Below are 18,546 nucleotides of genomic sequence, written 5' to 3' on the forward strand. Positions count from 1 at the left end.
CAAGGCGTGTCAGACTCTTTCTGGACGGCATTGCTTACCAGCCTGGCGGCGGCGGTAGTTACCACCCTGGGCATCTGGACCATACGCCGCTTCGCCGACTGGGGGCACCGCAACAGCGCTTACTTCATGTGTTTCGCCGCCGGGGTGCTGATCTCGGCCTCGTTTCTGCACATGATTCCGCAGGCGTTTGCGCTCAGCCGACACGGACCGACCATGTTGCTCGTCGGCTTCTTCGGCATGCATCTATTCAACCGTTTCATCACCGCCTTCGTGTGCGACCGGGATCCGCAGCGAAAGGATTACGCGCTCGGCCTGCTGCCGATGCTGGGCATCGGCTTTCATTCCTTCATCGACGGCTTCATCTACTCGATCGCCTTCTCCGCCAGCGTGCTGACGGGTTTGCTAGCCACTGTGGGCATGGTGCTGCACGAGTTTCCGGAGGGCATCGTGACCTACCTGCTACTGGTCAAGAGCGGTTTTACCGAGCGCCGGTCCAGCTGGCTGGCTTTCGTGGCCGCAGCAGCCTCGACACCGCTGGGCATGCTGGTTTCCTGGCCGATGGTCAGCTCGATCAGCCAGCCCTCGCTGGGGTTGCTGCTCTCCTTGTCGGCAGGAGTTCTGGTTTACGTGGGTGCTACCCACCTGCTGCCCAGAGCCGAACAGGAGCACCGTCGCTACAGCCTGGTCGCGCTGGGCGGAGGCGTCCTGGTGGCGGCGATCATCGTACTGTCGAAGGCGTGAGGCGGGCACCCTTGCCCGTGGCGGGCCACCAGCCAGCGCCGGGTCAGTACGCCCAGGAGCAGGAGAAAAGACACGATCAGGGCAATCTGGCCAAACACCTGTGCCATGGGTATTTCCACGACAGTGCCCACCAGCACCCGCAGATAGAGGAGCTGGAAACGAAAGGAGCGGCAGTAGCTTCAACTGCCACGAAGAGCCCATGCACTGACCACGCACCACCGGCCTGCCAGCTTGAACTGACAACTGCCAGACCGTCAGTGCGAAACTGACACCATCAGGCGCCTCGCCCATGACGCAGGAAATTGCGCCAGGCACCGATGTTGTCGACCCGGATGTAGCCGTTCTTCTTCAGCAAGAGCTTGGTCATGCCGCTGCGCGTGCCGCTCGCGCATCCGACCACGACGGGTACCCGTCCTGGGTATCTCGTTCAAGCGTCCCGCGAGCTCCTGCAACGGAGTGTTGCGCGTGCCTGGCGCGTTGGCTTGGGCGAATTCAGCCATTGTCCGGACGTCAGGTCGCCCCCTGAGCCAGCAACCGTGGCAGCATGGCCTTGACGCGGCGGGCCGCCCACCACTTGTAGCCGAACCAGGCGGCGACCGCGAGCAGTGGCCAGTATTCCTTGAGGCATATCATCGATTCTCGGGGTGTTGATGCTGGCTTGCGCCGCCGGGCAGCCATGCTGAAAATAAGACCGCCTACAGAAAAACAGAGATCCACCACATCTTCGCCTGCCATACAAGATAGTGCTTGACTATTTCACTGATTGAATACTCCTAATACTCCACCAGGTATACCTTGATCCAGATCAAATTTCTCTTTGGTGTGAGGGCTTACTCTTGGTCTCAAACAGATTTGCAACTGGAGTAGAGAGATGAAACTGAAGATGAAGGCGCTGGTCAGCGCGATGGTGGTGGCAGGCGCCACGGCGGCGGCGAGCTATGCGGTCGGCCAGACCCAGGAACCGATCAGCCCGATCCAGCCCCCGAAGCAGATCAACCTGGGCATGTCCGAGCTCGGCAAGAAGCTGTTCTTCGACCCGCGCCTGTCGAAGTCGGGCTTCATCTCCTGCAACTCTTGCCACAACCTCTCCATGGGGGGCTCTGACAACCTGCAGACCTCGATCGGCGACAAGTGGCAGCAAGGCCCGATCAACTCGCCCACCGTGCTCAACTCGAGCCTGAACCTGGCCCAGTTCTGGGACGGCCGCGCCGCCGACCTCAAGGAGCAGGCCGGTGGCCCGATCGCCAACCCGGGCGAGATGGCCTTCAGCCACACCCTGGCCCTCGACATGCTGGCCTCGATCCCAGCCTACCAGCGCGAGTTCAAGCAGGTCTTCGGCAAGGACAAGCTCGACATCGACCAGGTCACGCTGGCGATCGCCGAGTTCGAGAAGACCCTGGTCACGCCGAACGCACGCTTTGACCAGTGGCTGCTGGGCAAGCAGGACGCGCTGACCCAGGACGAGCTGACTGGCTACAAGCTGTTCAAGGAAAGTGGCTGCGTCGGCTGCCACAACGGCGAGGCCGTCGGCGGCAACTCGTTCCAGAAGATGGGCCTGGTCGAGCCCTACAAGGGCAACGAGAAGGCCGAAGGCCGCTCGGCCGTCACCGGCAAGGATGCCGACCGCTTCAACTACAAGGTGCCGACCTTGCGCAACGTCGAGCTGACCTACCCCTACTTCCACGACGGCGCTGCCAACACGCTGACCGAAGCGGTTGACGTGATGGGCCGCATCCAGCTCGGCAAGAAGTTCACCCAGGCCGAGAACGCCAAGATCGTCGCCTTCCTCAAGACGCTGACCGGCGACCAGCCCAGCTTCCAGCTGCCGATCCTGCCGCCGTCGGCCGATAACACCCCGCGTCCGACACCGTTCAAGTAAACGGACGGTCACGCGAAACTGGCCGGGCAATTGCCCGGCCCCCTCCCAGTCATATTCAGGACATCCACCATGCAAAGCAACCGTCGCGTATTCATGCTGCAACTGGCCACCGCTACCAGCGCGCTGGCACTGGCCTCGCAGGCCCAGGCCCAGGCCATGCTTGACGAGGCATCACCCCAGGCCGCAGCTCTCCATTACAAGGCTGACGCGACCAAGGTCAAGCATGACAAGTACGTCAAGGGCCAGAACTGCGCCAACTGCGCGCTGTACCAGGGTGCGGCTGGCTCCAAGGCCGGTGTTTGCCCGCTGTTCGCAGGCAAGCAGGTCGCAGCCGCCGGCTGGTGCAGCGCCTATGCCAAGAAGGGCTGATCCAGCGGCGCTACCGCCCTGCGGTTGTCAGAACTGCAGCCTGACCGAGCCCTCCTGCTCATGCCATTCCCAAGGCCTTGAGCTTGCGGTAGAGCGTGCGCTCGCTGATGCCTAGCTCAAGTGCCAGTTCGGTCCGGGTGCCGTGCCAGCTCTGCAAGCGCTCGCGCAACTCTTCTATCCGCAGGCGCTGCCAGGAACCGCGCAGTGCGCCGTCGCCGGTGACCTGTGGCAACGAGGATGGTTCGTGCAGGGCGGTTTCCCTGGCTCTGCCCTGTGAGTCTTTCTGCAGGTCCCGGTCGAGCTGCAGCGCCCATTCCACCGCCTCGACTCCGATCAGCGCGCTGTCGCTCAACACGATGGCTCGCTCGAGCAGGTTGCGCAGCTCGCGCACGTTGCCATGGAAAGGCTGGTGGCCCAGCAGCTCCAGCGCTTGCGGCGACAGCTTAATGCGGCGCTGCGGCACCAGGCGGCGCAGCAGGCTGTCGACCAGCAAGGGCAAATCCTCCGCGCGAGCCCTGAGCGGGGGCAGACGGATCGGGAAAGTGCAGAGGCGGTGATAAAGATCCTCTCGAAAGCGTCCCTCGCGCACCATGGTCGACAAGTCGCGGTGCGTGGCCGAGACGATGCGCACATTGGCCTGGCGCTGCTCGGTGCTGCCGACCCGGCGATAGACACCACTCTCGAGTAGACGTAGCAATTTGACCTGCATCGTCAGCGGTATGTCGCCAACCTCGTCAAGAAAGAGCGTGCCTTCGTGCGCAGTTTCGACCAGCCCGGCCTTGGCGCGATGCGCATCGGTGAAGGCCCCGCGTTCGTGACCAAACAGCTCGCTCTCGAACAGGGTCTCGGTCAGGCTCGAGCAGTCGACCGGGACAAAGGGCTTGGCGGCGCGCTGGCTGGAGGCGTGCAGCGTTTGCGCGACCAGGTCCTTGCCGGTGCCAGTCTCGCCGAGCAACATCACGGCGGAATCGGTCGGCGCGACCCGCGTCACCAAGGCCAGCATCTGACGAAAGGCCGGGCTACGCCCGATCAGGCCCTGTGCCTGTGGTTGAAGGTGTGCGTGCTGCACCGTCTCCATTTTCTCGATGTAGCCTGTCAACTCCCCGCTGGGACTCAGCAGGGGAGTCAGCTCGATATTGACGTAGCTTTGACCGCAGGAGGTGTGGTGCAGGTGCAGTATGCGCTCGCGCTGGCCCGACTGGCGCGCGCGCGCCATCGGACAGGACTCACCCGCTTGATCGCAAGGACGGTCGAAGTGATGTGAAACCTCATAGCAGGTTCGGCCAGTCAATTCACCTTCACCGCCGTACAGATGTCGATAGGCCTGGTTGGCCGCGACGATGCGGTAATCGGGATCGCACAGGATGTGCGGCTCTGGCAAGCCCTCGAGAAACGAGGCCAGTTCAGCACGGCCAGGGCTCAAGACCCATTGCGGCTCTGCGTCAGAGGAAGCGGTAAATGTCATGACAGTCCAGGAATTGGCATGGATTATGACAGTATGGCAGATACTGTCTGCCATTTGTCAGGGATTGGAGTGTCGCTGCTGAAGACGTGATGCTGGCGATCCTCCCGCAGGAGTCATCTAAATTGTTGATTGAAATAAAGTAATTCTTGAGTTCAAGATGCGGGTGACAGTTTGGAGCAATTGGCACGTTTCTTGAGTTAATGGGCCTAAACTCAGGAAAGAAGTGTCATGACTGTTGAACTGCCCCTTGATGGATATACCTGTGCCCAGATCGTTGATCCCGAACGTCGTCGCTGGTTGAGCGTTACAGGTGCTGTCGGAGCGGCAGCAGCAGCAGCCACTGCGCTGCCCTTCGTCTCCAGCTTCGCTCCCAGCGAACGCGCTAAGGCGGCTGGTTCGTCAGTCGAAGTCGACATAGCCGACCTGGCACCCGGCGCCATGAAGGTGGTTGAGTGGCGCGGCAAACCGGTCTGGATCATGCGACGCACGCCCGAACAACTCGCCGAGCTGGAGACGATTTCAGGCCTGGCAGACCCGGCGTCGAACCGGAGCGACCAGCCCGAATATGCCAGGAACACGCAGCGCTCGATCAAGCCCGAGATCCTGGTGGCGGTCGGCATTTGCACCCACCTCGGTTGCTCGCCGGTCAGCGTCGCCAAGGGGTCGGCCAACCCGAGCGTGCCACCCGATTGGTCTGGTGGCTTTTTCTGTCCTTGCCATGGTTCGACCTTCGACCTGGCCGGTCGGGTGTTCCTCAACAAGCCCGCGCCGACCAACCTCGAAATCCCGCCGCATTTCTACCTGGCAGACAGCAAATTGCTGGTTGGCGAGGACCAGCCCACGCAGGCTTGATCCAAATTGTGTTTTTCAGCAAGGCGACTCATGATGCTGACTTGGCCTGTCCTGCTGAACGGGCTCTTTTTACAACAGGGCATGTGCATGAAAACTCCATCCCGTCCGCCGGTGCGCAAGCTGGCCTGGGCCGTTGTCATCAAGCTGCTGCTGCTGACCGCGATCTGGTGGTGCTTCCTGGCCGGCCAGAAGGTCGAGGTGGATGCCGAGCAGGCGTCCCGTCATCTGCTGATGCACCCCACAACCGATTCAAACAAGGAGCAAGCTCATGATTTCTGAGCAACTGGTCGACCTGTCGCGACTGCAGTTCGCCGCGACCGCGATGTACCACTTCCTCTTCGTGCCCCTGACCATTGGCATGGTCTGGCTGCTGGTGATCATGGAAAGCGTCTATGTCATGACGGGCAAGACCGTCTGGAAGGACATGACGCGCTTCTGGGGCAAGCTGTTCGGCATCAACTTCGCCCTCGGCGTGACGACCGGCATCACGCTGGAGTTCCAGTTCGGCACCAACTGGGCCTACTACTCGCATTACGTCGGCGACATCTTTGGCGCGCCGCTGGCGATCGAGGGCCTGATGGCCTTCTTCCTCGAGTCGACCATGATCGGGCTGTTCTTCTTTGGCTGGGATCGGTTGCCCAAGACACAGCATTTGCTGGTGACGCTGCTGATGGCCATCGGCACCAACCTGAGCGCGCTCTGGATCCTGATCGCCAACGGCTGGATGCAGAACCCGGTCGGCGCCGAGTTCAGCTTCCAGACCATGCGCATGGAGATGACCGACTTCTGGGCCGTGGTGTTCAACCCCGACGCCCAGGCCAAGTTCGTGCACACGGTCTCGGCGGGCTACGTCACGGGCGCGATGTTCGTGCTGTCGATCTCGGCCTGGTACCTGCTCAAGGGCCGCAACGTCGAGTTCGCCAAGCGCAGCTTCCGCGTCGCCTCGGCCTTCGGACTGGCTTCGGTGCTGAGCGTGATCGTGCTCGGCGATGAATCGGGCTACATGGTCGGCGAGGCGCAGAAGACCAAGATGGCCGCCATCGAGGCGATGTGGGAGACCGAGCCAGCACCGGCCGGCTTCAACGTGCTGGCCTGGCCGAACGAGGCCAGGCAGGCCAACGACTGGGCGATCGAGATTCCCTGGGTCATGGGGCTGATCGGCACGCGCTCGCTCGACAAGGAGATTCCCGGCATCAAGGAGATCAAGGCCGAGAACCGCCTGCGCATCGAAAGCGGCATCCACGCGGTGGTCGCGCTCGAGGCGCTGCGCAAGAACCGCCAGGATGCTGATGCTCTGAAGCTGTTCGAGCAGCACAAGGCCGACCTGGGTTTTGGTTTGCTGCTGAAGAAACATGTCGTCGATGTGCGCCAGGCCACGCCCGAGATGATCCAGCGGGCGGTCGACAGCACCGTGCCGCGCGTCGCGCCGATGTTCTGGGGCTTCCGTGTCATGGTCGGCCTGGGTTTCCTGATGCTGGCCCTGTTTGCCCTGAGCTTCTGGAGCACGCTCAAGCCCGGTGGCATGACCAAGCGCCCCTGGCTGCTCAAGTGGGCACTGTGGATGCTGCCGGCGCCCTGGATCGCCTGCGAGCTGGGCTGGTTCGTCGCCGAGTACGGCCGCCAGCCCTGGACCATCTACGGCGTGCTGCCCACGCACCTGAGCGTCTCGACCCTCAGCGTCGAGAGCCTGTACGGTTCGCTGGCCGGCTTCGTCGGCTTCTACACCGTGCTGTTGATCGTCGAGATGTACCTGATGGTCAAGTTCGCCCGCCAGGGGCCTGGCAGCCTGGGCACCGGCCGCTACGACAACGAAGTCCACGCCTGAAGGAGAAGATCCATGTTCGATTACGAAACCCTCAAGCTCATCTGGTGGTTGCTGGTCGGCGTGCTGCTGGTCGGCTTCGCCATCATGGATGGCCATGACATGGGCGTGGGCACCTTGCTGCCTTTCGTCGGCCGCAGCGACATCGAGCGCCGGGTGGTCATCAACACCGTCGGCCCGCATTGGGACGGCAACCAGGTCTGGTTCATCACCGGCGGCGGCGCCATCTTCGCGGCCTGGCCTCTGGTCTACGCGACCGCCTTCAGCGGCTTCTACTGGGCGATGCTCGCCGTGCTGTGGGCGCTGTTCTTCCGCCCGGTCGGCTTCGACTACCGCAGCAAGATCCACAACGCCACCTGGCGCAGCGTCTGGGACTGGGGCCTGTTCATCGGCGGTGCCGTGCCGCCACTGATCTTCGGTGTCGCGTTCGGTAACCTGCTGCAAGGCGTGCCGTTTGAGTTCAACGACTACCTGGTCTCCACCTATACCGGCAGCTTCTGGCAACTGCTCAATCCCTTCGCCTTGCTCGCGGGCGTGGTCAGCAGCGCGATGATCACGATGCATGGCGGGGTCTATCTGGCGCACCGGACCGAAGGCCGGATACAGCACAGAGCCATCAGCGGCGCACTGGTCGCCGCCATGGTGACGGTGGTCGGCTTCCTGCTGGCCGGGCTCTGGCTGCGCTTGGGCGGCATCGAGGGTTATGTCATCACCTCGGTGGTCGATGGCGGGGCCATGCCCGATCCGCTGGCCAAGACCGTCGTGCGCGCGGCCGACGGCTGGTGGCGCAACTACCAGCAGCAGCCGCTGCTATGGCTGCTGCCAGTGATGGCTAGCTGTTCGGCGCTGGTGACCATGGCGCTGCTGATCGCGCGCCGCACGGGCCTGGCCTTCATCCTGTCATCGCTGGCCATCACGGGCGTGATCGGCACGGCGGGTGCCGCCATGTTCCCCTTCATCATGCCGTCGAGCACCATGCCCAATGCCTCGCTGACGGTCTGGGACAGCGTCTCGAGTCACCTGACCCTGGGCCTGATGCTGGTGGCCACGCTGATCTTCATGCCGCTCATCGTGATCTACACCAGCTGGGCCTACCGCGTCATGCGCGGCAAGGTCACCGAGTCACACATCCGCGCCAACGAGCACAGCGCCTACTGAAACGAGGAGAAAACCATGTGGTACTTTGCCTGGATGCTGGGAGTCGGTTTCGCCATCCTGTTCGCCATCCTGAACGCGATGTGGGGTGAGAACGAGGAAGCGCGCGATGCCGCCTTCGCCTCACGGGGGCTACCCCCCGATCCGGGGACAGACAGCCCGGTTGGGCACTGAGGCTGACTGCGATGTCGACGCAAGCCGGGCTGCACTGGCCCTCCCTCCTGGTGGCAATCGTGTTGATGCTGCTGGGCTCGATCGCTCCGGTCTACCTGGCCGATGCACAAGGCCAGGCCAGCCATGGCCTGGCGACGCTGGTCTTCTGGGCCATGAGCGCGGGCTTCGTGCGCGGGGTCGGCTTCATTCCGCGGGCCAGGATTTGGCGCTGGCTGTTCTCGGGCTGGGCTTGTGCCATCGCCCTGGCATCTGCGCTGCTGGTGCGCTGGTTGGCCAGCTGAAACGACGGAGTCACGCTGATCGCGACTGATGGCGTACCGAGACCGCGCATCCACACCCTAGAAAGCAATCATGGCAAATTTAGCATATCAACCAGCCTACGAGCTGATCGGTGGCGCACCGGCCTTGCGCCAACTCGTCAACCGCTTCTACGAGCTCATGGACGAACTTCCAGAGGCCTACACGGTGCGCAAGATCCACCCGGAGAGCCTCGTGGGCAGTGCACAAAGCCTGTTCGAGTTCCTGTCTGGCTGGTTTGGCGGCCCACCGCTCTACAGCAACAAGAAGGGCCATCCGCGGCTTCGCATGCGGCATGCCCCCTATGCCGTCGGGCCGATTGAGCGCGATGAGTGGATGCTCTGCATGCGCATGGCCTTGACCGAGCAGGTCGGGGATGCCGAGCTGCGCGACGCGCTGATCGAGACTTTCCAGAAAATGGCCGACCACATGGTCAACACCGATGGGTCGCCGAACTGCAGCCACCACAGTCACGCTCACGCCTGAAGGCTCAATCTGACCGATTTCATGAACACCTCTGCCACGCAACCTTCCTCCCTGGCACATTTCCCGGTTGCCCTGTTCTCCAGCGTGATGGGACTGGCCGCCCTGACCGTGACCTGGTTCAAGGCCCATCAATTCGGCGCCTTGCCGCTTGAGATCGGCATGACCCTGCGCTGGGCCACGAGTGGGCTCTACCTGTTACTGCTGCTGTTGTTTGGCGCCAAGCTGCTCAGGTATCCCGCCCAGGTCCGGGCGGATCTGGAGCACCCGGTCAAGCTCAACTTCTTTCCGGCGATGTCGATCGGGCTGATGATGCTGGCCTTGCTGTGGTCTGAGCCGGCACCCAGCCTGGCACGCTGGATGTGGAGTGTCGGCGCCGCCGTGCAGCTGGGCTTCACGCTCTACACGATGAGCAGCTGGATTCACCATACCCGCTACGACATCAAGCACGCCAATCCGGCTTGGTTCATCCCGGTCGTGGGCAATATCCTGGTGCCTATTGCCGGCGTGCGCCTGGCACCGGCAGACCTGAGCTGGTTCTTCTTCAGCATTGGACTGGTTTTCTGGCTAGTGTTGATGACGATCGTGCTTTACCGGCTCTTCTTCCATGAGCCACTGCCGGCTCGCCTCACGCCAACGCTGTTCATCCTGATCGCACCGCCTGCGGTCGGCTTCCTGTCCTATGTGGCGCTGGTCGACCAGATCGACGCCTTTGCCCGCATCCTGTATTTTTGTGCATTGTTTCTGACCCTGCTGCTGGCCAGCAATGCGATGCGTTTTTTCCAGCTTCCCTTCTTCATCTCCGGTTGGGCTTACTCCTTTCCGATCGCGGCAATGACCCTGGCCACTTTCGAGATGGCGCAGCGCACAGGGGCGGTTTTTTATGGACTGCTGTCCTGGATCCTGCTGGTCGTGCTGACAAGCGTAGTGGCGCTGCTGTCTTTCAAGACCTTGCAGTCTGCCGCACGTGGTCAGATTTGCATCCCCGACTGAGCTTGACGCCAGCCTGGCCTGCTGCCTGGCCGCGGCACCGTATTGATTCGAAGGTCTGTTATCAATAGGAAACCAATCGACCACATGCCGATGGCGAAGCGGTCGTGACTGCCACACCCACGATGGAGCATCCATGAAAAAAGCACTTTTCACCCTGTCTCTCTGGGTGCCATTGGTCCTGCTGGCTGGGCCGGTGGAGGTCGGCCAGCCTGTTCAGCAGTTCCAGTTCATCTTGCTGCACGGGAAGTTGGTCGACGGAATACATGGAAAGTAGCTGAGTCTTGATGACTGATGATGGATTTATCATATCCCTGTCTGTATATTTTCTGCTGCACATGAAGAGCGTCTTGTGCTTGAGAAAGGTCAATGCAAGGTCATCGCAGCCTGCAATTTTTCCAATGCCAGGCATAGAATCAAGCTATCTAAAATACCCACTAGGGTATGTAGAATGCACTCATTGACGCACAACCTCCGTGCTTCGATACCGGCCACATTGAACGGCCTTTTTCAAACCCGTAAGGAGTCACCATGTCTTTGCCTCGTATCAACGAAGCCGCTCCGGCATTCGCTGCCAACACCACCCATGGCACCCGTTCGCTGGAGGACTACAAGGGTAAATGGCTGATCTTGTTTTCGCACCCGGCCGATTTCACCCCGGTCTGCACCACTGAATTCATAGGTTTTGCCAAGGCAGCAGACCAGTTCAAGGCCATGAATTGCGAATTGCTGGGCCTGTCCATCGACAGCATCTACTCGCACCTGGCCTGGATGCAGAGCATCAAGAACAACTTCGGCGTGGAAATTCCCTTCCCCATCATTGACGACATCAAGATGGAGGTCGCCCAGGCCTACGGCATGATCCACCCTGGTGCGGCTGACACCCAGGCCGTGCGCGCCACTTTCTTCATCGACCCCGAGGGCAAGCTGCGCGCCATGGTCTATTACCCCATGAGCAACGGCCGCTCCATCGACGAGTTCGTGCGCTTGCTGCAGGCCATGCAGACCAGCGATGCCAACAAGATCGCCACCCCCGAGGGTTGGACCCCTGGATGTGACGTGATCGTCCCGCCACCCAAGACGCCTGCCGCCATCGAGGCCCGCAAGGGCGAGGGCTATGACATGAAGGACTGGTACTTCTCCACCAAGTCGCTGTAACCCTGCCAAGACTTCTCCCGACGCCAAATTCCACGGAATGCCGCCGACCGGAGAAGTTTTTTGCGAGGATCAAGCCGTTTCAGCATTGACATGAGGTTTCAGTCTCCAGAATGAACAGCCAATCGCGCCTGAACATCGAATCGTTTTTTGATACCGATACCTTCACTTTCAGTCATATCTTGTGGGATGCTGCCAGCGCACAATGCGCACTGATCGACAGCGTGCTCGATTACGACCCCAAGAACGGCAGAACCAGTACCCATAGCGCCGACCGCCTGATCAAGCGCGTGAACGAACTGGGTCTGCAGGTGCAATGGTTGCTGGAAACCCATGTGCACGCCGATCACCTCTCTGCCGCTCCTTATCTGCACGAAAAGGTCGGTGGTCAACTGGCCATCGGCAGCCACATCACCACAGTGCAGGACGTGTTCGGAAAGCTGTTTAACGCCGGCACCGAATTCGCGCGGGATGGAAGTCAGTTTGACCTCCTGATGCACGATGGTGATACTTTCATAATTGGCACCCTGCCGGCGCGCGCGCTGCATACCCCAGGCCACACACCGGCCTGCATGACCTATGTGGTCAGCGACCCCGCAGCCGTACCGCCGCGGCAGGTGGCGTTTGTCGGTGACACCTTGTTCATGCCGGATTACGGCACTGCACGGTGCGACTTTCCCGGCGGCAGCGCTGCCACGCTGTACCGGTCGATACAAAAAGTCCTGAGCCTTCCTGACGATACCGAGCTCTACCTGTGTCACGACTATCCGCCCGACGACCGGGAGCCTCGGTGCGTGACAACGGTGGCCGAGCAGAAGCGTGCCAACATCCATGTCCATCAGGGCGTGACAGAAGCCGAGTTCGTGCAAATGCGCGAACAGCGCGATGCCACCCTGGCGATGCCGGTGCTGATCTTGCCATCAGTGCAAGTGAACATGCGTGCCGGTCAACTTCCGCCCCCGGAAGGCAATGGGGTGAGCTACCTCAAGATTCCGGTCAACGCGCTGTGAATTCCCGGCTCAGACCCCTGCGCCTGGGCTCATGGCTGGAGGGCATGACATTGCTGCTGCTGTTGCTCGTGGCGGTCCCTCTCAAACGGCTGGCCGCTTGGCCTGATGGGGTGGCGCTGATGGGGCCGCTGCACGGTGCGGCCTTCCTGCTTTACCTGGGTCTGCTGGCTCATGCCTGCTGGATGCGACAGTTGCGTGGCAGGGACGGACTCCTGTTGCTGGGGGCGGCCTTCGTTCCGTTCGGAGCCTTCGTGGTGGGACGGATTTTTGCCCGCGACCCTCTCTAAACCGGTGGCTCACGCCATCACCTTGTACATGTTCCCAATTTTTGCGAGATGCCTGTGAAGTCAGCCCATGATCTGGTGATGGCCGCCAAACAACGATGCCAAGAGGTTGAGCTGGAAAAAGCCGACGCTGCGATACGTCAGGCAAATGTGCTCATCGACGTGCGCGAGCCAGACGAGTATTCGGCCGGTCACTTGACAGGAGCGATCAACTGGCCGCGCGGTCTGCTGGAGTTCAAGCTGTCGAGCTCGCCTGATCTCGAGCAACGGGACCTGAGCATCGTTGTGTACTGCAGGACAGGAGGCCGGTCTGCGCTGGCTGCCTGCTCGATGCTGGACATGGGCTACTTGAACGTGCTGTCGCTGGCTGGTGGATACGAGGCCTGGGTGGCAGACGGACGAGCCACAACCAAGCCAGAACCCCTGGTTTACGACTGAGACCGCCCGATGTCGATCAGCGCCCTGGCCAGTCAATGGTTGCCCGTGCTGCGTTGGGGGCCCAAGTACAACCGCGAGTTCCTGGCAGCCGATGGCGTGGCGGCCGCAGTGGTGACGCTGATGCTGATTCCGCAAAGCCTGGCCTATGCCTTGCTGGCTGGGGTGCCGCCGCAAGCCGGACTGTACGCCAGCATGGCGCCACTGGTGCTGTACGCCCTGTTTGGCAGCAGCAGCACGCTGGCGGTGGGGCCCGCAGCTGTCACGTCATTGATGACTGCCGCCAGCGTGAACGTGGTGGTGGCGCAAGGCAGCGTCAGCTACACCGACGCAGCCATGCTGCTGGCTTTGATCAGCGGTGTGGTGATGGTGCTGATGGGGGCGGCGCGGCTGGGTTTCCTGGCCAACTTTCTCAGCCATCCGGTGATCTCCGGCTTTGTGTCGGCCTCGGGTCTGCTGATTGCCGCCAGCCAGCTCAAGCACCTGCTCGGAGTGCCGCTGAAAGGCGACACCTTGTGGCAGCTGGCACTGAACCTGCCCCTTCAATTGGGCGCCGTTCACTATCCCACCCTAATCATGGGCCTTGCTGTCCTGGCTTTTCTGATTCTGGCGCGCAAGCGGGCCAAGCCGCTGCTCAAGCGCATGGGCGCTTCGGCCTTCGCCGCCGACCTGGGCGCCAAAGCCGCACCCGTGCTGGCCTTGCTGATCAGCATTGGACTGGCTTATGGACTTGATCTGGCCAGCAAGGGCATGAAAGTTGTCGGCCATGTACCGCAAGGCCTGCCTGGCCTGACTTGGCCCAGCAGTACGGGAGCCAACCTGCAGCTGCTGCAAACCTTGCTGGTGCCGGCCCTGCTGATTTCGCTGGTGGGATTCGTGGAATCGGTGTCGGTCGGGCAGTCTCTCGCAGCCAAGCGGCGCGAGCGCATCGACCCCGATGCCGAATTGCGCGCCCTGGGCCTGAGTAATCTGGGCGCCGGCTTGACCGGAGGGTTTCCGGTTACTGGTGGCTTCTCGCGTTCGGTGGTGAATTTCGATGCCGGGGCACGCACTCCGGCCGCCGGACTGTTCACCGCCGCCGGTTTGGCGCTGGCTGCTCTGTTCCTGACCCCGCTGCTCTACCATCTGCCGCAGGCTACCTTGGCGGCCACTATCATGGTGGCGGTGCTGTCCTTGGTGGATCTGGGTTGCTTTGGTCATACTTGGCGCTACGCTCGCTCGGATTTCGTCGCACTGTTGCTGACCTTCACACTGACCCTGCTTGCGGGGGTAGAAGTGGGGCTGATTGTCGGGGTCACGACCTCGGTGCTGCTGCTGCTCTACCGCAGCAGCCGTCCACATATCGCCACCGTAGGCCAGGTTCCAGGGACTGAGCATTACCGCAATGTGCTGCGCCACCGAGTGATCACACAGCCACAGATACTGGGCCTGCGTGTGGATGAGAGTCTGTACTTTGCCAACGCCCGCTACCTGGAAGATCACATCGCAGCCCAAGTCGCCCAACACCCCGCGGTGCGACACATAGTGCTCCAGTGCAGTGCGGTCAACGACATCGATGGCAGTGCGCTCGAAAGTCTGCAAACCATCGACCAACGGCTCAAGGATGCTGGTGTCAAGTTGCACCTGTCAGAAGTGAAGGGACCGGTCATGGACCGCCTGCAGCGCAGCGACCTCCTGAAGCATCTGAGCGGTCAGGTGTTCCTGACACAACACCAGGCGGTTCAGACCTTGACCTTGGCCTCGGCCCCAAGGGCATGAGGTTCATCTGGTACGACTCAAGCCCCAGTGCGACGGAACAATCGGACATGGATGGGGAGTACGAGGCGGGCACCTTCTGGCGTCAGATGCCGTTTGAATTCGGTATGCACGCGGGCCGTTACAGCTTCGCTCAAATCGTGCTGGGCATAGGTGGGGCGCATCATGAGCTGCTCAAAATCGTCAAAACCGCTGAAAAGCATCGGCAGGGCGAAACGCTGCTCGGTCACTGTTTCCCAATCGCCGCTAGTGGTCAAGGCCTTGTCCAGAGCGGCCTGTGCTGCGGCACGCACCACGCCTTCGTCATTGAATATCTTCAGCACCTCGTTGAAGGCGCCATCAACAGCGTACATGGATGGAAGAAGAAAACTCACGGATTACGATCTTTGAATAATACCCTCGCCCGTATAAAGATGCTGACAGGCACGCTTTCCTATATACTGGTAGGGGTATAAATGAGAATTCAAGGGTCGCGTGCTGAAAAACCTGTATTCCAGGCGTAACCCCCGAATGCCTGAACTCTGAATCGAATCCCTGATGAACTTCTTCAAAGAATATTGGCCACTGCTCGCGGTGGCCGCCTGGTTCGGCTACAAGTGGTGGGCGGCCCGCCGTGTCAAGGCCATGCTGCCACGGTTGTTGGCTCAGGGGGCGACCCTGGTTGACGTCCGGACGATGGCTGAATTCGCCCAGGCCAACGCGCCAGGCACGCGCAACATTCCGTTGCAGGAGCTCGCGGGACGCTTGAACGAGATACCCAGGACGGTACCCGTCGTGGTCGGATGCGCGAGCGGCACGCGCAGCGGCATGGCCAAGCTGTTGCTGAAGAAGAACGGCTACATCCAGGTTCACAACATCGGTGCCTGGCGCAATTTCCTCGACCACGCTCGGGACTCCTGAGCGAGCGGCCACCCTGGTCCCACTCCATGTAGACAAGGAAGGAGCATCCATGAAAAAAGCGCTTTGCACCCTATCGCTCTTGCTGACGCTGCCGTTGACCCTGCTTGCGGGCCCGGTGGAAGTCGGCCAACCCTTGCCGGCGCTGTCGCTGAAAGATCAGCACGACCAAGCCTGGCAGCTCACGCCCGAGACCAAGCTGGTGTTGTTCGCCGCCGGACGCAAGGCGTCCAACCTGGTCTTGGCGGTATTGAGCACACAGCCCAAGGGATTCCTGGAGCAGCGCAAGGCGGCCTACCTGGCGGACATGAGCCGCATGCCGGGCTTCATCACGCGCACCTTTGCCATGCCTTCGCTGCGCGCGCAGCCATTCAAGGTCGGCGTGTCGCTGAGCGAAGACACCCTGCGGGGTTGGGCCAGCGAGCCCGAGGCCGTGCTGCTGATCGATCTGGAGCAAGGCCGTGTGAGCCGGATCAGACATGCCAACACCGAGGCGCAACTGCGCCAGGCGCTGCTCCCGCAGCCCTGAGCCCTGAGCCCTGACATTTCACGCCGCTTGCATGCGATAAATCCGTCAATTTCATCAATTTCAAGATTCATCATGAAGAAACTCTTGCTCGCCGCTGCCCTGGCTTGTTCCAGCTGGCTGACCCACGCGGTTGACATGCCGATCAGCGCGCAGGACGCGCTGGCCAAGGTCCAGCAGACCGACAGCCCGGTGTTGTTCATCGATGTGCGTGACCCGGTCGAGATCATGTTCGTGGGTTTCACGGATGCCGTGCACGCCAACATTCCCTTCATGCTGGTCGACCGCACGCGCTGGAACGCGGACAAGGGCGTGTTCGTGGTCGAGCGCAATCCCGCTTTCATTGATCAGGTGCGAGCCGCGCTGCGCGCGCGCGGGCTGGGCGACGATGCCGAGATCATCACCCTGTGCCGCTCTGGCAGCGACCGCGGCGAGCCCAGCGCCCAGTTGCTGCGTGAAAGGGGTTTCCCGAACGCACGCTTTGTCGTCAACGGTTTCCAGGGCGATGCGCGCAAGGAGGGACCGCAAAAGGGGATGCGCACGTTCAACGGCTGGCAGAACTCGGGCCTGCCATGGTCGGCCAAGCTCGATCCGGCCAAGATCCATCGCGTCGACCTGCACTGATGCGCTTGCAGGCGCACTGGACGCACCACCCACTTCCCTTCCCATCCACCAGGAGCTCATCCGATGAAAAAGTCCACCTTATTGCTCGCAGCCAGCCTGCTACCCTTGCTGAGCGCATGCAACTCGATCGCGCCAAACAGTGCAGCGGCGTCTGTCGCCACCACGCCTGAAGCGGCCTGGGTCGGCGAAGCCCGTCAGGTCGCCGGATCGGTGCCGCCCAAGCTGATGGCCGTGCTGAAAACGGAAATGCAGCAAGGCGGACCGGCGCATGCGATCGGAGTCTGCCAGGTCGTCGCACCCAATATGGCGCAGGCGGCCTCACAAGCCACGGGCTGGCAGATCAGGCGCGTCAGCCTGGGTAACCGCAACCCCAAGGCGGTTCCCGACAGCTGGGAGCGCCAGACGCTCGAAACCTTCGAGCGTCAACAAGCTGCTGGTGCCGACGCCTCCAAGCTGGAGCGGGCCGAAGTCGTGACGGAGAACGGTCAGCAGGTCAAGCGCTACATGCGCGCGCTGCCGGTACAGGAAGCCTGCCTGCAATGCCATGGTACCGCCGACAAGCTCGGTCCTGGGGTTGCCGCGCGGCTGAGCGAACGCTATCCCCATGACAAAGGCACTGGCTACCTGCTGGGACAGGTCCGCGGTGCCATGACCCTGCGCCAGAACGTTCAGTAATCCCGAACCCACAGAGGAATCCGCATGAGCACTTTCGACCACGCCGGCCTGATGAAGGACATCAACGCGAACTTGGCCCCGTTGCGCAAATCGCAATCGGAAGCCATGGGCGGCTTTGCCAAGCTGGCCCAGGCCTCGATGGCCGAGGGCACGATCAGTGCCAAGCACAAGGAACTGATCGCGCTGGCCATCGGCATCAGCCAGCATTGCTCGGGCTGCATCGGCTTCCATGTCAAGGCCTTGATCAAGCTGGGCTGCAGCCGGGCCGAGCTCGAGGAGATGCTGACGGTCTGCGTCTACATGGGCGGAGGCCCCTCGCTGATGTACGCGTCCGAGGCGCTTGCAGCCTGGGACAAGCTGCAGCCAGCCCAGGAGTGAGCATTGCAGGGCGGGAAACGTTCAAGCCGATTCAAGCCCCACACACTGGCTGCGCCAGGCCATGAAGCTGATTAAAACCAATAAGAAGAGGCGCCCCATGACCCTGCCTCACATTCCAGCATCCGTTTCCAGCGCGACTGGACGCCGACGCTTCCTCGGTGGCATCGGCGCCAGTTCGCTTGCCGCCTTGCTGCCGGCCGAGGCAGCGCGGGCGTCAGAACCAGTGAAAACTTCGGTTCGCACATCGTGATCGCAGGTGGCGCAGCGGTCGGACTTCACCGACGCCGGTGGCCCTGCCGACTGGTTCCTGATTGCCAGTGTCTACGGCCTGGGACTGGTGTCGACCACGGTATTGGCATGCACCGTGCTGGGTTGGGCCAAGCGCTCCGGCAAGGCCCGCTGAATATCGAATCACCCGAGCTTTACTGCAAGCCCTATGCAGCGGCATGGAGCTGGCAGGACCCAGTCCCGCGCAGGCTTGGGATTTCAGGAATCCTCGTCAAGCGCTCCGATCGGCGGCAGCCTGACCCGTCACGGGGGTGGGTCAGGCTGCTCCAGCCTCAGAACTTGATGTTCAAGC

At 61.7% G+C, this 18,546-nt stretch carries 26 protein-coding genes; 23 read left to right on the forward strand and 3 right to left on the reverse strand.

What is annotated here, in order from left to right:
• Positions 1-6 precede the first annotated feature (6 nt).
• The gene (locus C6P61_RS08965; RefSeq protein WP_105729613.1) at positions 7-741 is read left to right on the forward strand and encodes a ZIP family metal transporter; all 735 of its coding nucleotides are present in this window, start codon (positions 7-9) and stop codon (positions 739-741) included.
• Positions 742-1,251: 510 nt separating this feature from the next.
• On the opposite strand, the gene C6P61_RS18285 is transcribed toward C6P61_RS08965, so the two are convergent.
• Entirely contained in the window at positions 1,252-1,374 is a 123-nt protein-coding gene (locus C6P61_RS18285; protein WP_280524136.1) for a hypothetical protein, read from the reverse strand.
• A 238-nt stretch (positions 1,375-1,612) separates the two neighbouring features.
• Here C6P61_RS18285 and C6P61_RS08975 point away from each other — a divergent pair, with 238 nt between their 5' ends.
• Both C6P61_RS08975 and C6P61_RS08980 read left to right on the forward strand, forming a co-directional pair.
• Entirely contained in the window at positions 1,613-2,620 is a 1,008-nt protein-coding gene (locus C6P61_RS08975; protein WP_170067352.1) for a cytochrome-c peroxidase, read from the forward strand.
• Between the two features lie 69 nt (positions 2,621-2,689).
• Positions 2,690-2,989, forward strand: a complete 300-nt coding sequence (locus C6P61_RS08980; protein ID WP_105729593.1) for a high-potential iron-sulfur protein — start codon at positions 2,690-2,692, stop codon at positions 2,987-2,989.
• 58 nt (positions 2,990-3,047) lie between these two features.
• On the opposite strand, the gene C6P61_RS08985 is transcribed toward C6P61_RS08980, so the two are convergent.
• Entirely contained in the window at positions 3,048-4,508 is a 1,461-nt protein-coding gene (locus C6P61_RS08985; protein ID WP_342352618.1) for a sigma-54 interaction domain-containing protein, read from the reverse strand.
• 174 nt (positions 4,509-4,682) lie between these two features.
• Between C6P61_RS08985 and petA the strand changes: the two genes are divergently transcribed.
• From petA to C6P61_RS09045, 14 genes are all read left to right on the forward strand, one after another.
• Positions 4,683-5,306, forward strand: a complete 624-nt coding sequence (gene petA, locus C6P61_RS08990) for a ubiquinol-cytochrome c reductase iron-sulfur subunit (RefSeq protein ID WP_105729595.1) — start codon at positions 4,683-4,685, stop codon at positions 5,304-5,306.
• Between the two features lie 30 nt (positions 5,307-5,336).
• Positions 5,337-5,585 (forward strand): cytochrome oxidase putative small subunit CydP, encoded by a 249-nt coding sequence (gene cydP, locus C6P61_RS17665; RefSeq protein WP_146115010.1) that lies wholly within the window; start codon positions 5,337-5,339, stop codon positions 5,583-5,585.
• Positions 5,575-7,131 carry a cytochrome ubiquinol oxidase subunit I gene (locus C6P61_RS08995; protein WP_105729596.1) on the forward strand — a complete coding sequence of 519 codons (1,557 nt, stop codon included), beginning with the start codon at positions 5,575-5,577 and terminating at the stop codon, positions 7,129-7,131. Before cydP ends, C6P61_RS08995 begins: the two co-directional genes overlap by 11 nt.
• A 12-nt stretch (positions 7,132-7,143) precedes the next feature.
• Complete coding sequence (gene cydB / locus C6P61_RS09000; protein ID WP_105729597.1) at positions 7,144-8,286, forward strand: cytochrome d ubiquinol oxidase subunit II; 1,143 nt, start codon at positions 7,144-7,146, stop codon at positions 8,284-8,286.
• Between the two features lie 15 nt (positions 8,287-8,301).
• The gene (gene cydX / locus C6P61_RS18355) at positions 8,302-8,457 is read left to right on the forward strand and encodes a cytochrome bd-I oxidase subunit CydX (protein WP_105729598.1); all 156 of its coding nucleotides are present in this window, start codon (positions 8,302-8,304) and stop codon (positions 8,455-8,457) included.
• 11 nt (positions 8,458-8,468) lie between these two features.
• Entirely contained in the window at positions 8,469-8,738 is a 270-nt protein-coding gene (locus C6P61_RS09010) for a cyd operon YbgE family protein (protein WP_105729599.1), read from the forward strand.
• Positions 8,739-8,808: 70 nt separating this feature from the next.
• Complete coding sequence (locus C6P61_RS09015) at positions 8,809-9,240, forward strand: group II truncated hemoglobin (protein ID WP_105729600.1); 432 nt, start codon at positions 8,809-8,811, stop codon at positions 9,238-9,240.
• Between the two features lie 21 nt (positions 9,241-9,261).
• Positions 9,262-10,230 carry an SLAC1 anion channel family protein gene (locus C6P61_RS09020; protein WP_105729601.1) on the forward strand — a complete coding sequence of 323 codons (969 nt, stop codon included), beginning with the start codon at positions 9,262-9,264 and terminating at the stop codon, positions 10,228-10,230.
• A 133-nt stretch (positions 10,231-10,363) separates the two neighbouring features.
• The gene (locus tag C6P61_RS17940; RefSeq protein WP_170067353.1) at positions 10,364-10,504 is read left to right on the forward strand and encodes a hypothetical protein; all 141 of its coding nucleotides are present in this window, start codon (positions 10,364-10,366) and stop codon (positions 10,502-10,504) included.
• A 254-nt stretch (positions 10,505-10,758) separates the two neighbouring features.
• The gene (locus C6P61_RS09025) at positions 10,759-11,385 is read left to right on the forward strand and encodes a peroxiredoxin (RefSeq protein ID WP_105729602.1); all 627 of its coding nucleotides are present in this window, start codon (positions 10,759-10,761) and stop codon (positions 11,383-11,385) included.
• 110 nt (positions 11,386-11,495) lie between these two features.
• A complete protein-coding gene (locus C6P61_RS09030) occupies positions 11,496-12,392 on the forward strand; it encodes an MBL fold metallo-hydrolase (RefSeq protein ID WP_105729603.1) in 897 nt (298 codons plus the stop codon).
• Complete coding sequence (locus C6P61_RS09035; RefSeq protein WP_280524137.1) at positions 12,389-12,679, forward strand: DUF3817 domain-containing protein; 291 nt, start codon at positions 12,389-12,391, stop codon at positions 12,677-12,679. Before C6P61_RS09030 ends, C6P61_RS09035 begins: the two co-directional genes overlap by 4 nt.
• Positions 12,680-12,757: 78 nt before the next feature.
• On the forward strand, positions 12,758-13,114 hold the full coding sequence (locus C6P61_RS09040) for a rhodanese-like domain-containing protein (protein WP_237491193.1): 357 nt from the start codon (positions 12,758-12,760) through the stop codon (positions 13,112-13,114).
• Between the two features lie 9 nt (positions 13,115-13,123).
• Positions 13,124-14,869: a SulP family inorganic anion transporter gene (locus tag C6P61_RS09045; protein ID WP_105729605.1), complete on the forward strand. Its 1,746-nt coding sequence runs from the start codon at positions 13,124-13,126 to the stop codon at positions 14,867-14,869.
• Between the two features lie 17 nt (positions 14,870-14,886).
• On the opposite strand, the gene C6P61_RS09050 is transcribed toward C6P61_RS09045, so the two are convergent.
• The gene (locus tag C6P61_RS09050; protein ID WP_146115011.1) at positions 14,887-15,240 is read right to left on the reverse strand and encodes a hypothetical protein; all 354 of its coding nucleotides are present in this window, start codon (positions 15,238-15,240) and stop codon (positions 14,887-14,889) included.
• Positions 15,241-15,403: 163 nt separating this feature from the next.
• On the opposite strand from C6P61_RS09050, the gene C6P61_RS09055 reads away from it, so the two are divergent.
• The 6 genes from C6P61_RS09055 to C6P61_RS17945 all read left to right on the forward strand — a co-directional run bounded on the left by C6P61_RS09055 (position 15,404) and on the right by C6P61_RS17945 (position 18,369).
• The gene (locus tag C6P61_RS09055; RefSeq protein WP_105729607.1) at positions 15,404-15,766 is read left to right on the forward strand and encodes a rhodanese-like domain-containing protein; all 363 of its coding nucleotides are present in this window, start codon (positions 15,404-15,406) and stop codon (positions 15,764-15,766) included.
• A gap of 49 nt (positions 15,767-15,815) precedes the next feature.
• Positions 15,816-16,292 carry a hypothetical protein gene (locus tag C6P61_RS09060; RefSeq protein WP_146115012.1) on the forward strand — a complete coding sequence of 159 codons (477 nt, stop codon included), beginning with the start codon at positions 15,816-15,818 and terminating at the stop codon, positions 16,290-16,292.
• Between the two features lie 72 nt (positions 16,293-16,364).
• Positions 16,365-16,913, forward strand: coding sequence for a rhodanese-like domain-containing protein (locus C6P61_RS09065; protein WP_105729609.1), 549 nt, complete (start codon positions 16,365-16,367; stop codon positions 16,911-16,913).
• Between the two features lie 63 nt (positions 16,914-16,976).
• The gene (locus C6P61_RS09070; RefSeq protein ID WP_105729610.1) at positions 16,977-17,588 is read left to right on the forward strand and encodes a Tll0287-like domain-containing protein; all 612 of its coding nucleotides are present in this window, start codon (positions 16,977-16,979) and stop codon (positions 17,586-17,588) included.
• Between the two features lie 24 nt (positions 17,589-17,612).
• Positions 17,613-17,966 (forward strand): carboxymuconolactone decarboxylase family protein, encoded by a 354-nt coding sequence (locus C6P61_RS09075; protein WP_105729611.1) that lies wholly within the window; start codon positions 17,613-17,615, stop codon positions 17,964-17,966.
• Between the two features lie 256 nt (positions 17,967-18,222).
• Positions 18,223-18,369: a DUF5368 family protein gene (locus tag C6P61_RS17945; protein WP_170067354.1), complete on the forward strand. Its 147-nt coding sequence runs from the start codon at positions 18,223-18,225 to the stop codon at positions 18,367-18,369.
• Positions 18,370-18,546: the final 177 nt, after the last annotated feature.

The sequence above is a fragment of the Malikia spinosa genome (genome assembly GCF_002980625.1).
GTDB classification, from domain to species: Bacteria; Pseudomonadota; Gammaproteobacteria; order Burkholderiales; family Burkholderiaceae_C; genus Malikia; species Malikia spinosa.